General features: G+C 45.5%; 11 protein-coding genes. 5 read left to right on the top strand and 6 right to left on the bottom strand.

What is annotated here, in order from left to right:
* The first annotated feature begins 53 nt into the window (after nt 1-53).
* Together ACOJUN_RS17085 and ACOJUN_RS17080 are read left to right on the top strand one after the other, a co-directional pair.
* The gene (locus ACOJUN_RS17085) at nt 54-779 is read left to right on the top strand and encodes a hypothetical protein (RefSeq protein WP_422133120.1); all 726 of its coding nucleotides are present in this window, start codon (nt 54-56) and stop codon (nt 777-779) included.
* A 303-nt stretch (nt 780-1,082) separates the two neighbouring features.
* Nucleotides 1,083-2,069: a transposase gene (locus tag ACOJUN_RS17080; protein ID WP_422133119.1), complete on the top strand. Its 987-nt coding sequence runs from the start codon at nt 1,083-1,085 to the stop codon at nt 2,067-2,069.
* Between the two features lie 206 nt (nt 2,070-2,275).
* Here ACOJUN_RS17080 and ACOJUN_RS17075 read toward each other — a convergent pair whose 3' ends face one another.
* From ACOJUN_RS17075 to ACOJUN_RS17050, 6 genes are all read right to left on the bottom strand, one after another.
* On the bottom strand, nt 2,276-2,578 hold the full coding sequence (locus ACOJUN_RS17075) for a hypothetical protein (RefSeq protein ID WP_422133118.1): 303 nt from the start codon (nt 2,576-2,578) through the stop codon (nt 2,276-2,278).
* 7 nt (nt 2,579-2,585) lie between these two features.
* Nucleotides 2,586-5,192: an RING finger domain-containing protein gene (locus ACOJUN_RS17070; RefSeq protein WP_422133117.1), complete on the bottom strand. Its 2,607-nt coding sequence runs from the start codon at nt 5,190-5,192 to the stop codon at nt 2,586-2,588.
* A 29-nt stretch (nt 5,193-5,221) separates the two neighbouring features.
* Nucleotides 5,222-5,572, bottom strand: a complete 351-nt coding sequence (locus ACOJUN_RS17065) for a hypothetical protein (RefSeq protein WP_422133116.1) — start codon at nt 5,570-5,572, stop codon at nt 5,222-5,224.
* 64 nt (nt 5,573-5,636) lie between these two features.
* Nucleotides 5,637-8,618, bottom strand: a complete 2,982-nt coding sequence (locus ACOJUN_RS17060) for an RING finger domain-containing protein (protein WP_422133115.1) — start codon at nt 8,616-8,618, stop codon at nt 5,637-5,639.
* A gap of 64 nt (nt 8,619-8,682) precedes the next feature.
* Nucleotides 8,683-11,664, bottom strand: a complete 2,982-nt coding sequence (locus ACOJUN_RS17055; protein ID WP_422133114.1) for an RING finger domain-containing protein — start codon at nt 11,662-11,664, stop codon at nt 8,683-8,685.
* A gap of 63 nt (nt 11,665-11,727) precedes the next feature.
* On the bottom strand, nt 11,728-11,907 hold the full coding sequence (locus ACOJUN_RS17050) for a hypothetical protein (RefSeq protein WP_422133113.1): 180 nt from the start codon (nt 11,905-11,907) through the stop codon (nt 11,728-11,730).
* A gap of 155 nt (nt 11,908-12,062) precedes the next feature.
* Between ACOJUN_RS17050 and ACOJUN_RS17045 the strand changes: the two genes are divergently transcribed.
* From ACOJUN_RS17045 to ACOJUN_RS17035, 3 genes are all read left to right on the top strand, one after another.
* Nucleotides 12,063-12,350: a hypothetical protein gene (locus tag ACOJUN_RS17045; RefSeq protein ID WP_422133112.1), complete on the top strand. Its 288-nt coding sequence runs from the start codon at nt 12,063-12,065 to the stop codon at nt 12,348-12,350.
* Between the two features lie 103 nt (nt 12,351-12,453).
* A complete protein-coding gene (locus tag ACOJUN_RS17040; protein ID WP_422137085.1) occupies nt 12,454-12,513 on the top strand; it encodes a hypothetical protein in 60 nt (19 codons plus the stop codon).
* 9 nt (nt 12,514-12,522) lie between these two features.
* A complete protein-coding gene (locus ACOJUN_RS17035) occupies nt 12,523-12,621 on the top strand; it encodes a DUF4277 domain-containing protein (protein ID WP_422133111.1) in 99 nt (32 codons plus the stop codon).
* Nucleotides 12,622-12,660 lie beyond the last annotated feature (39 nt).

Genomic DNA, 12,660 nt, shown 5'->3' with positions numbered 1-12,660 from the left:
TAAGACCTCTTCTGCGGCTTCGCATCTGCAATATAAAACGCAGGTACTGTGTTATGTACAGACAATTCCTGTCCTGTTTCTCTCGAGCCTTGATCCTGTCACTGATCATGTCGTTATTATTAGTGACTGACGGCAAGGCCGAATCGCCAACACCTGTGGAAGCTAACCGCCTGTGGCCATTGGAACAGATCATCATTCAGATTCGAAAGAAGTACGGTGAGGTCATCATTCAGAGTGTACGAATGACTGAAGAAGACAAACGTAAGGTCAGGGTCATAGACTTCACTGACAGTATGAACAGAAACCAGCGTGCAGTGGTTGATGCCCGATCAGGCAGGATCATTGAAGTTGCTCAATTACAGTCGCCCATGCCGCTGGAAAAAATCATAGCCAAAGTCAAAAGTAAACATTCTGTTGTAGCCATACTGAAAACAAGGACCGACATGCAAAATGGCCAGCTGGTTCAAATCGTTGACTTTATAGACAAGAAACACAAGCGCTGGTCTACGACGCTTGATGCCTATACTGGCATGATCATTGACGAATACAACTACACAATGAAACCTCAGGGTAAACTGCTGTCCCTGAATCAGGTCATAACAAAGGCCAGGGATACTCACAAGAGCATGGTGATCCTGAAAACCCGTCTGGCTCGCTGGAAAAAACAGCCAGTCCGGGAAATTTATTATCTGGACGAAAGCCGCTATAAGAAAAGATTGGTCGTAAATGCCTCTACCGGAGATATCATTGAAGACCGCCTCTACCCATCGCCGCTGTAATCGTCTCTATTGAAAGCCTGGTGTTACCGGCTTCTGACTTATTGTAATCACAATAATTTCTGCTACTGATCCCGATCAACCCAAACAAAGTGGCTGTTGTTCAGGATGGACTCTCCCTGCCAGCGGTATGCAGCCAGCAAAAATAATAGGAAGCAAAAATAATTGAAATAATAGTGAAATAATAGGACACCCTGAAAAGCAAATGAAATAATAGAAAAAATAATAGGACACCCTTATATTTGACAAAAAAATCAGTTCGTCTATCTTTTCCGTTGCTGAGTTTTAGTTCCTGCAGGAGAGGTTATGACCCGTGCACGAAGTTCTTTGATCGACCCAGGTTCCACGCCTTATTATCACTGCATAGCTCGATGCGTACGCAGAGCGTATTTGTGTGGAGAGGATTATTTAACAGGCAAAAACTACGAGCACCGTCGGCAGTGGATTGTAGATAAACTCAGAGAACTGGTTTCAATCTTTTCTATAGAAGTCTGCGCCTATGCTGTCATGTCGAATCACTATCATGTGGTTTTGCATATTAATCAAAAACCTGCCAGAGAGTGGACAAGAGACGAAATTTTGAGTCGATGGACAAGGCTTTTCACAGGGCCGCTTCTGGTTCAGAGGTATCTTGCTGCTAACCAGCTGAGTCATTCGGAACTGGCTCGCGTGGACGAATTTGTTGAAGAGTATCGAAATCGTTTAACGAACATCAGCTGGTTCATGCGTTGCCTGAACGAATATCTTGCCCGTGAGGCTAACCAGGAAGATGGCTGTAAAGGTCGCTTCTGGGAAGGGCGGTTTAAAAGTCAGGCGTTGTTGGATGAGGCAGCGTTGTTGACCTGCATGGCCTATGTTGACCTGAATCCGCTCCGTGCTGAAATGGCGGAAACTCCAGAAGGATCAGACTACACGTCGATACAAGAACGAATAGAAAATTTGGAAGGTTCTGATACCCGAAAGCAGCCAATCACCCTCATGCCTTTTCGATCACGGGGGCAAAATCCGGATAAGGCATTACCTTATATTCTTCACGATTATCTTGAGCTGCTTGACTGGAGTGGCCGTGCAGTCCGATCTGATAAGAAAGGTTCAATCCCTTCAGATATCCCGCCCATTCTGACCCGATTGGAAATTGATTCAAATGAATGGCTCAAAACCATGAGATGGAATAATCGCTTCTATCGGGCATTGGGCAGGCTGGAAGCCATGAAAACTTTTGCTCGGGAAATGGGGCAGCAATGGGTAAAGGGATTGTTTACCTGTAGTCGTTTATTTCGTTGCATAAGTTGATTGCCTAATTTTCCCGTTGTTATTTGCTTCTCCTGTCATCTGGGGAGCTCTGCTATTTCTGACTTCCCCCCCCCCTTTTGAGTGATTCGCTTGTTGTTTGTTATGATAAACGATTAATATCCTCTTTTGAGTGGCTGTCAGGGCTTAATGGACTTCTGGGCTCTCGGTTTTTGAACCGTATTTATTAGTTTATATTTTATATGGATTTATATGGATTTATATGGATGTCCTTTTCTTTTTTTTTCTTTCTTTTTTCTTTCTTTCTTTTCTTTTTCTCCCCAGGGATGAGGAGGCGAATAAAAGAAGCCTCCGTTGCCGACATCGGGAAAATCGGCGTTGCCAGCGGGCTTGCCTCTCGTCAATGTCAGGGTGCTATTGCGTGTTCTCCCATCATTGATTTCAATCCGAACCCTGTGACCATCGGGATGATGACGATCAATAAGGGTTGAGGAATAGCATAAGGGCACAACCATCATAGCCAGCATTGAAAGAACAAAAATACCAACCATGCCCTTCTCAATCATTCTTCCATAGTTCAGTAATCTTCACAATGCTGGCGGGACCATCAGATACTGGCAACAAACTTTGGGTCAGCACAAAGCGGCTATCGGCACTGAAGCTGGCTGAGGGGATTGCAAAGGGGTGGCGGATAGTGAATTGGATAGCGCCCTTCAGGTAATTGATTTTCGCGGTACCATCAACACCAAAGGTCATCACAAAGCGGCCATCGGCACTAAAGATGGCTGAAGCAACCCAACCCGTATGACGGATAGTGCGCCCTTCTTCCCATGATCCATCATTCTTGTGGCTATGGATTTTTGCCGTTCCATCATAACTGCTGGTTACTGCATGTTGGCTATCGGGACTGAAGGTGGCTGAGCTGACCCAATGATTGTGGTGGATAGTGATTTCTTCTTCCCATAATACATCGGTCTTTTCGCCGTAGATTTTTGCCTCTTTGTCGTAACTGGCGGTCACCACATGGCGGCTATCGGGACTGAAGGTGGCTGTGTTGATGCCATCACTATGGGAAATGATGGCTTTTTCCAGCCATGATCCATCGGCCCACTTGCCAACGATTTTAACAAGGTTATCCTTGCCGACAGTCAGCACATGTCGGCTATCGGGGCTGAAGGCGGCTGATGCGATCGGGCCATCGGTGCTAATGTGACCCATGGTAAATTCTTCTTCCCATAACTTGTCGTCTTTCTGGCCAATGATTTTTGCCATGCCATCGTTACTGGCGGTCAACACATAGCGGTTATCGGGGCTAAAGATGGCTGAGTTGACAGAGCCCTCATGGTGAACGATAAGTTTTACTTGCCATGATCCATTGGCGGATTTGCCTGTGATTTTTACCAGGTTATCTTTGTCGGCAGTTACCACATGGCTACCATCAGCACTGAAGCTGGCTAAGTGGATCAGACCATCATGGTTGATGGTCACTTCTTCTTCCCATGATCCTCCCTCCTTTTGAACATGGATTTTTGCTGTCCCATCGTCACTGGCGGTCAACGCGCGGCTGCTATCGGTGCTGAAGCTGGCTGAATTAATGGGCCCGTCGTGGCGGATAGTGATTTCTTCTTGCCATGATCCATCCTCCTTCTGAACATAGATTTTTGCTGTCCCATCGTCACTGCCGGTCAACACACGGCGACTATCGGCGCTGAAGCTGGCTAATTTGACCGGACCATCGTGGCGGACAGTGAGTTCTTCCTTCCATGATCCATCGGACTGATAAACATAGATTTTCGCAGTGCCATCGTCACTGGCGGTCACCACACGGTGGTTATTGGCGCTGAAGGTGGCTGAGTTGGCCTCACCTTTATGGTAAATCTTGGCTTTTGTCACGGGATGAAGGATGCGTCGCAAGAGTTTTACAAACTGTGAATCATCAGATGCCCTGCTGCTATGTCGGCAAAACTGGACAAAATGGTATAGGGTTTCATAACTTGTTTTTGCTTTATTCCATTCCTCAACTGCTCTTTCTGCAATAGCTAAAGAATGACAGCCGTCGTATTTTCTTAATAGTTCGTTAAATTCGGAAAGGTTTTTAGTTAAGGCATTTAATTCTGTCCGACATGAAGGACAATTTCTAATTGAACAATCGTGCTTCCTTTTTTTCAGCCACTGATTTAAACAACCTGCGTGATAAAGATGATTGCAGGGCGTTTTTACTATAACCATATTTGATGATCGTACAAACTGCTCCTGACATACCGTGCACTCTGCATCAATAATGTCTGCAGGTTCTTCTTTATCCACACGCAGTGCATTATCGTCGAAAGAATTGACAGCGATGTAATTATTTTGTATACGCAGTTCATTTGATAAGCACATTAATTCATGGAACGATGAGTGCTGGTTAAATTGTTTCAAGGTATCCAGAAAAGAGGTGGGGAGTGTTAATGATTGTGCATTATTTATAATCTCATTCTTTATGGCTAAATCCGATATTTTTTCTAACAGATTGCGAATACGCTCAACCGGGTTTGAATGAAGCAGGAACAATTGAATAAAGTAATCAGTAAAGCAACATTTTTCAAAATCCCCTATCTGTGGTTGTTGGTCGGATTGGTTGAGCTTGTGGATTATGTCCAGAACAATCTCAGACAAAATTATCTGGCGGTTGTTGCCAGCGGCTTCTATCAGCTGCCCGATAAATCGGTTGCGTGTTGAGTGTTCATGGGAAGAACGCGGCAGTGCCAATATCGCCTCTAGAGGAGTAACGGTATTGCCGCTGATGTTTGTGCCTTTTGTTTCCAGAACCTGCAAACGCTGAGGCATGTCCAGCTTCTCTAACATTTCCCTGAATTTAAAAGCGGCGTTGGGTTCGTCGCTTTCAATGATGGCTAAAAGCTGGTTGGCAAGTAGCTCAAGGTCCTGAGTCGAAGCATTATTTTTACTCTGCTCTCCATTGTCGTCTTTTCTGTTATTGCCATCGCCGCTGCTACCATTACCTTCTCCCGGTGATTTGTTCTCCCGATTTTCAGGTGCTTCTCTTTTTTCCTGTTGATGGTGTTGGTTAGTTGCGTCATTTGATCCCGCGTTGGGTTTGTTGCCAGAGGGTTGACCATCCTCCGGGCAAGTCGTGGCGGCACCAGAATCCTTACCTATGGACATCAGCCAGTTGATGACGGGTTGCAGAATAGTCAGGTCAATTTCGAATAATCCCGATGGCCTGCCGCCTCCACCTCCCCAGGGAGGAGGAGGCGAATAAAAAAAAATCCGCTGGCGACACCGGGAAAATCGGCATTGCCAGCGCGCTGGCCTCCTGTCACTGTCAGTGTGCTATTGCGTGTTTTCCCATCGTTGATTTCAATCCGAAACTTGCGCCCATCGGGATGATGACGGTCAATAAGGGTTGAGGAATAGCATAACGGCACAACTAGCATAGCCAGCAGGGAAAAAACAAAAATACCCATCTCGCCCTTCTTGTTTGTCAGAAAATGCCAGAACAATCCGTGTTGGATGTTTGTTTTGGAAAAATAAAGGAACGCCATGGGTGAATCTCATTATTGGTAGTGCATCAGAGAATAGCCAAGAATTTCCGGGGTGCTACTGGAGTTACTCTTCTTTCCATAGTTCAATGATTTTCGCAATGTTTTCGGTACCTCTATCAAGTGACACTAAACCGGTGGTCACCACAAAGCGGCTATTGGCGCTGAAGGTGGCTGAGGATATCGGACCAGAGTTGAAGATAAAGAGTTCTTTTTTCCGTGCATTGTCCAGGATATTGATTTTCGCCGTAAGATATTCACCAAAGGTCATCAAATAGAAGTTATCGGCACTTAAGGTGGCTAAAGTGAAACCACCACCATGATGAAGGACAGTGATTCCTTCTTTCCATGATCCATCATTCTGGTGGCTATGGGTTTTTGCCGTTCCATCCAGACTGGTGGTTACTACACGTCGGCTATTGGCACTGAAGATGGCTGAGGAGACCCTATGATTGTGGTGGATCGTGATTTCTTCTTCCCATAATACATCGGTTTTTTCGCCGTAGATTTTTGCCTGTTTGTCGAAACTGGCGGTCACCACATGGCGGCTATTGGGACTGAAAGTGGCTGTGCTGATAAGATCACTATGGGAAATGATGACTTTTTCCAGCCATGATCCATCGGCCTGTTCGCCAATGATTTTAACCAGGTTATCCTTGCCGATAGTCAGCACATGTCGGCTATCGGGGCTGAAGGTGGCTGATAGGATCGAACCACCGGTACTCATGTGGTTAATGGTGAATTCTTCTTCCCATGATTCGTCGTCTTTCCGGCCAATGATTTTTGCCGTGCCATCGTTACTGGCGGTCACCACATAGCAGTTATTGGGGCTAAAGATGGCTGAGTTAACATGGTTCCTGTGGAGAACGATAAATTTTACTTGCCATGATCCATCGGCGGATTTGCCCTTGATTTTCACCACGTTATCTTTGCCAACAGTCACCACATGGCTACCATCAGGACTGAAGCTGGCTAAATGGATCGGATCATCATGGTTGATGCTCCCTTCTTCTTCCCATGATCCACTCTCCTTCAGAACATAAATTTTTGCTGCACCGTCACTGGCGGTCAAAACACGGCAATTATCGGCGCTGAAGCTGGCTGAATGAATGGACCCACGGTGGCGGATAGTGATTTCTTCTTGCCATGATCCATCCTCCTTCCACACATGGATTTTTGCTGTCCCATCGTCACTGGCAGTCAACACACGGCGACTATCGGCGCTGAAGCTGGCTGATTTGACCGGACCATCGTGACGAATAGTGAATTCTTCCTTCCAGGATCCATCGGACTGAAAGACATAGATTTTGGCAGTGCCACCGTCACTGGCAGTCACCACACGTTGGTTATTGGCGCTGAAGGTGGCTGAGTTGACTTTACCGTCATGGCGGATCTCGACTTTTACCTCGGGACGAATGAAACTTCGCAAGATAGTTAGAAACTTTGAATCATCAGATGCCTGGCTGCTATGTCGGCAATATTGGATAAAATGGTAAAAGGTTGCAAAATTTGTTTCTTCTGTATTTAATTCATTCGCTGCCCTTCTTGCAGTAGCTAAAGAATGATAACCGTCGTATTTTCTCAATAGTTTGTTAAAGTGGTAAAGTTTTGTTGTTAAGCCAATTATTCGTGTTCGACATGTAGGACAATCTTGAATTGCACGACTCTGATACCTATTTTGGAGCCACTGACTTAAACAATCAACGTGATAAAGGTGATTACAGGGCGTTTTCACTATATTTGACGAGCGTTCAAACTGCTCCTTACATACCGCGCACTCTGCACCAATAATTTGACTGGATTCATGTTTATCCAGAAACAGTACATTATTGCCCGAAGCAGTGATCGCTATGTAATCATTTTGCATACGCAATTCATTTGATAAGCACATTAATTCATGGAACGATGAGTGCTGGTTAAATTGTTTCAAGGTATCCAGAAAAGAGGTGGGGAATGTCAATGATTGCGCATTATTTATAATCTCATTCCTTATGGCTAAATCTGATATTTTTTCTAACAGATTGCGAATACGCTCAACCGGGTTTGAATGAAGCAGGAACAATTGAATAAAGTAATCAGTAAAGCAACATTTTTCAAAATCCCCTATCTGTGGTTGTTGGTCGGATTGGTTGAGCTTGTGGATTATGTCCAGAACAATCTCAGACAAAATTATCTGGCGGTTGTTGCCAGCGGCTTCTATCAGCTGCCCGATAAATCGGTTGCGTGTTGAGTGTTCATGGGAAGAACGCGGCAGTGCCAATATCGCCTCTAGAGGAGTAACGGTATTGCCGCTGATGTTTGTGCCTTTTGTTTCCAGAACCTGCAAACGCTGAGGCATGTCCAGCTTCTCTAACATTTCCCTGAATTTAAAAGCGGCATTGGGTTCGTCGCTTTCAATGATGGCTAAAAGCTGGCTGGCAAGTAGCTCAAGGTCCTGAGGCGAAGCATTATTTTTACCCTCCTCTCCATTGTCGTCTTTTCTGTTATTGCCATCGCCGCTGCTACCATTAGCTTCTCCCGGTGATGTGTTCTCCCGATTTTCAGGTGCTTCTCTTTTTTCCTGTTGATGGTGTTGGTTAGTTGCGTCATTTGATCCCACATTGGGTTTGTTGCCAGAGGGTTGGCCATCCTCCGGGCAAGTCGTGGCGGCACCAGAATCCTTACCTATGGACATCAGCCAGTTGATGACGGGTTGCAGAATAGTCAGGTCAATTTCGAATAATCCCGATGGTCTTCCACCTCCCCAGGGAGGAGGAGGCAAATAAAAGAAGCCTCCGCTCCCGACACCGGGAAAGCCGGCGTTGCCAGCGGGCTGGCCTCCTGTCAATGTCAGTGTGTTATTACGTGTTCTCCAATCATTGATCTCAATCCGAACCTTGCGCCCATCGGGATAATGACGATCAATAAGCGTTGAGGAATAGCATAACGGCACAACCATCATAGCCAGCAGGGAAAGAACCAAAATATCAATCACGCCCTTCTTGTTTGCCAGAAAATAACAAGACAATCCGTGTTGAATGTCTGTTCTGGAAAAATAAAGGAACGACATAGGTGAATCTCATTATTGGTGGTGCATCAGAGAATAGCCCAGAATTTCCAGAACGCTGGTGGGGTTACTCTTCCTTCCATAGTTCAATGATTTTCGCAATGTTTTCGGTACCTCTATCAAGTGACACTAAACCGGTGGTCACCACAAAGCGGCTATTGGCGCTGAAGGTGGCTGAGGATATCGGACCAGAGTTGTGGATAAGGAGTTCTTTTTTCCGTGAATTGCCCAGGATATTGATTTTCGCCGTAGGATCTTCACCAAAGGTCATCAAAAGGCAGTTATCGGCACTGAAGGTGGCCGAAGTGAAACCACCATGATGAAGGATAGTGAATCCTTCTTCCCCATTCTTACGGCTACGGGTTTTTGCCGTTCCATCCAGACTGGTGCTTACTGCTCTTAGGCTATTGGGACTGAAGGTAGCTGAGGAGACCCTATGATTGTGGTGGTTAGTGATTTCTTCTTCCCATAATACATCGGTCTTTTTGCTGTAGATTTTTGCCTGTTTGTCGAAACTGGCGGTTATCACATGGTGGCTATTGGGACTGAAAGTGGCTGAGTTGATATGATCACTATGGGAAATGATGGCTTTTTCCAGCCATGATCCATCGGCCTGTTTGCCAATGATTTTAACCAGATTATCCTTGCCAACAGTCAGCACATGTCGGCTATTGGGGCTGAAGGCGGCTGATAGGATCGAACCATTGGTACCAATGTGGCTAATGGTGAATTCTTCTTCCCAAGACTGATCGCCTTTCTGGCCAATGATTTTTGCCGTGCCATCGTTACTGGCGGTCACCACATAGCGGTTATTGGGGCTAAAGATGGCTGAGTTGACATGGTCCCTATGGAGAAAGATAAATTTTACTTGCCATGATCCATTAGCTGATTTGCCTGTGATTTTTACCAGGTTATCTTTGCCGACAGTTAACACATGGCTACCATCAGGACTGAAGCTGGCTAAATGGATCGAACCATCATGGTGGGTGGTTCCTTCTTCTTCCCATGATCCACTCTCCTTCAGAACATAAATTTTTGCTGCCCCATCGTCACTGGCGGTCAACACACGGCTACCATCGGCGCTGCAGCTGGCTGAATTAATGGGCCCAGGGTGTTGGATAGTGAGTTCTTCTTGCCATGATCCACCCTCCTTCAGAACATGGATTTTTGCTGTCCCGTCTTCACTGGCGGTCAACACACGGTTACTATCGGCGCTGAAGCTGGCCAATTTGACCAGACCATCGTGACGAATAGTGAATTCTTCCTTCCAGGATCCATCGGACTGAAAGACATAGATTTTCGCAGTGCCATCGTCACTGGCGGTCACCACACGGTGGTTATTGGCGCTGAAGGTGGCTGAGTTGACTTTACCGTCATGGTGGATCTCGGCTTTTATCACGGGACGAATGAAGCTTCGCAAGATATTTTTAAACTTTGAATCATCAGATGTCTGGCTGCTATGTCGGCAATATTGGAGAAAATGATAAAAGGTTGCAAAACTTGTTTCTGCTATATTCAATTCCTTAAATGCTCTTTTTGCAGTAGCTAAAGAATGACAACCGTCGTATTTTCTCAATAGTTTGTTAAAGTCGTTAAGTTTTTTTCTTAAGCCATATAATTGTGTACGACATGTAGGGCAATCTTGAATTGCACGATCCTGCTTCCTTTTTTTGAGCCACTGATTTAAACAATCGACGTGATAAAGGTGATTACAGGGCGTTTTCACTATATTTGATGAGCGTTCAAACTGCTCCTTACATATCGCGCACTCTGCACCAATAATTTGTCTGGATTCATGTTTATCTACACGCAGTCCATTATTGACCGAAGTAGTGATCGCTATGTAATCATTTTGCATACGCAGTTCATTTGACAAGCGCATTAATTCATGGAACGATGAGTGCTGGTTAAATTGTTTCAAGGTATCCAGAAAAGAGGTGGGGAGTGTTAATGATTGTGCATTATTTATAATCTCATTCCTTATGGCTAAATCTGATATTTCTTCTAATAGATTGCGAATACGCTCAACCGGGTTTGAATGAAGCAGGAACAATTGAATAAAGTACTCAGTAAAGCAACCTTTTTCAAAATCCCCTATCTGTGGTTGTTGGTGAGATTGATTGACCTTGTGGATTATGTCCAAAACAATATCAGACAAAATCATCTGGCGTTTGTTGCCAGCGGCTTCTATCAGCTGCCCGATAAATCGGTTGCGTGTTGAGTGTTCATGGGAAGAACGCGGCAGTGCCAATATCGCCTCTAGAGGAGTAACGGTATTGCCGCTGATGTTTGTGCCTTTTGTTTCCAGAACCTGCAAACGCTGAGGCATGTCCAGCTTCTCTAACATTTCCCTGAATTTAAAAGCGGCGTTGGGTTCGTCGCTTTCAATGATGGCTAAAAGCTGGTTGGCAAGTAGCTCAAGGTCCTGAGTCGAAGCATTATTTTTACCCTCCTCTCCATTGTCGTCTTTTCTGTTATTGCCATCGCCGCTGCTACCATTACCTTCTCCCGGTGATTTGTTCTCCCGATTTTCAGGTGCTTCTCTTTTTTCCTGTTGATGGTGTTGGTTAGTTGCGTCATTTGATCCCGCGTTGAGTTTGTTGCCAGAGGGTTGACCATCCTCCGGGCAAGTCGTGGCGGCACCAGAATCCTTGCCTATGGACATCAGCCAGTTGATGACGGGTTGCAGAATAGTCAGGTCAATTTCGAATAATCCCGATGGCCTGCCGCCTCCACCTCCCCAGGGAGGAGGAGGAGGCGAATAAAAAAAAACTCCGCTGGCGACACCGGGAAAATCGGCATTGCCAGCACGCTGGCCTCCTGTCACTGTCAGTGTGCTATTGCGTGTTTTCCCATCGTTGATTTCAATCCGAAACTTGCGCCCATCGGGATGATGACGGTCAATAAGGGTTGAGGAATAGCATAACGGCACAACTAGCATAGCCAGCAGGGAAAGAACCAAAATACCCATCACGCCCTTCTTGTTTGCCAGAAAATAACAAGACAATCCGTGTTGAATGTCTGTTCTGGAAAAATAAAGGAACGACATAGGTGAATCTCATTATTGGTGGTGCATCAGAGAATAGCCCAGAATTTCCTGAACCTGGTGGGGTTACTCTTCCTTCCATAGCTCAATGATTTTTGCAATGTTTTCGGTACCTCTATCAAGTGACACTAAACCGGTGGTCACCACATAGCGGCTATTCAAAGCGGCCTTAAAACATGACAAATGATTTTTGATAATTTCCTGAAAACAGGTTTTGTCGTTTACATTACCACTGGCAGGAGCCATAAACACAGGGACACCATAGGCTCAAAAGAGCTGGTTTGCTGGTTATGGGGGAGTATGGGTTTAACGAGCTTGATTCAGAGGTATTGCAGGCTCTGTTAAGGCGGAATCATCCATCGGAGCGGATTTTCTTTGTTCGCAACCAGTTTGGCGAACCATTGAAAAAAAGACTTCAACGAGAAGCGCCAATTGAGGTGGGCACCCCTGAAGCGCTAGACTGTGAAAAGAAACTAAAAGATGAGCTTCAGCAAAGCCATAAAAAAATCCTGAAAATCTATAAAATTCCTGAAGCCTACCAACACCCACTTTTATTCACTACAGCGAAAGATATCCGCAACCTGCAAGGTCACCCAGAGCTGTTTTTAGAAATCCACTTACTCTGGTGGTCTTGGTGGTATAGAAAGCCGACCGAGAGTAGCGCAACCAGCCCCCCAGAAACTTTCTAAAATCTCAAGATGATTAACCGCCTTCCACCACCCCGGTTGATATTTACCTAAAATCTGTTGTCAAAGAAATGGTGACTTGGGCTTTAAGGGACAGACACTGTACATGTACCCTGAGTTTTTTGATGGTAAGCCGACTGACCGCCTTATCAGGAAAGTTATATAAGCCGACCACTTGAACGACAAGGTACTTGGTCGGACTCTCGATAGTCTGCACGACGCTGGTTTTAATGACTTGTATCGCAATCTGGCCGTCAAGGTCGTCATTATCTGAAACTTCCTTGCAAGGCATTAAATCTGGATGGCACGAGCT

The sequence above is a fragment of the Endozoicomonas sp. ALD040 genome, assembly GCF_049275945.1.
GTDB lineage: Bacteria > Pseudomonadota > Gammaproteobacteria > Pseudomonadales > Endozoicomonadaceae > Endozoicomonas_A.
This window is presented reverse-complemented; position numbering and strand designations above follow the sequence as displayed.

What these genes read in the sequence shown, in the direction of transcription:
- ACOJUN_RS17075 (WP_422133118.1), bottom strand. Translation starts at nt 2,578, where the DNA reads ATGGTTGGTATTTTTGTTCTTTCAATGCTGGCTATGATGGTTGTGCCC.
- ACOJUN_RS17080 (WP_422133119.1), top strand. Translation starts at nt 1,083, where the DNA reads ATGACCCGTGCACGAAGTTCTTTGATCGACCCAGGTTCCACGCCTTAT.
- ACOJUN_RS17070 (WP_422133117.1), bottom strand. Translation starts at nt 5,192, where the DNA reads ATGTCCATAGGTAAGGATTCTGGTGCCGCCACGACTTGCCCGGAGGAT.
- ACOJUN_RS17060 (WP_422133115.1), bottom strand. Translation starts at nt 8,618, where the DNA reads ATGTCGTTCCTTTATTTTTCCAGAACAGACATTCAACACGGATTGTCT.
- ACOJUN_RS17085 (WP_422133120.1), top strand. Translation starts at nt 54, where the DNA reads ATGTACAGACAATTCCTGTCCTGTTTCTCTCGAGCCTTGATCCTGTCA.
- ACOJUN_RS17055 (WP_422133114.1), bottom strand. Translation starts at nt 11,664, where the DNA reads ATGTCGTTCCTTTATTTTTCCAGAACAGACATTCAACACGGATTGTCT.
- ACOJUN_RS17065 (WP_422133116.1), bottom strand. Translation starts at nt 5,572, where the DNA reads ATGGCGTTCCTTTATTTTTCCAAAACAAACATCCAACACGGATTGTTC.
- ACOJUN_RS17050 (WP_422133113.1), bottom strand. Translation starts at nt 11,907, where the DNA reads ATGGCTCCTGCCAGTGGTAATGTAAACGACAAAACCTGTTTTCAGGAA.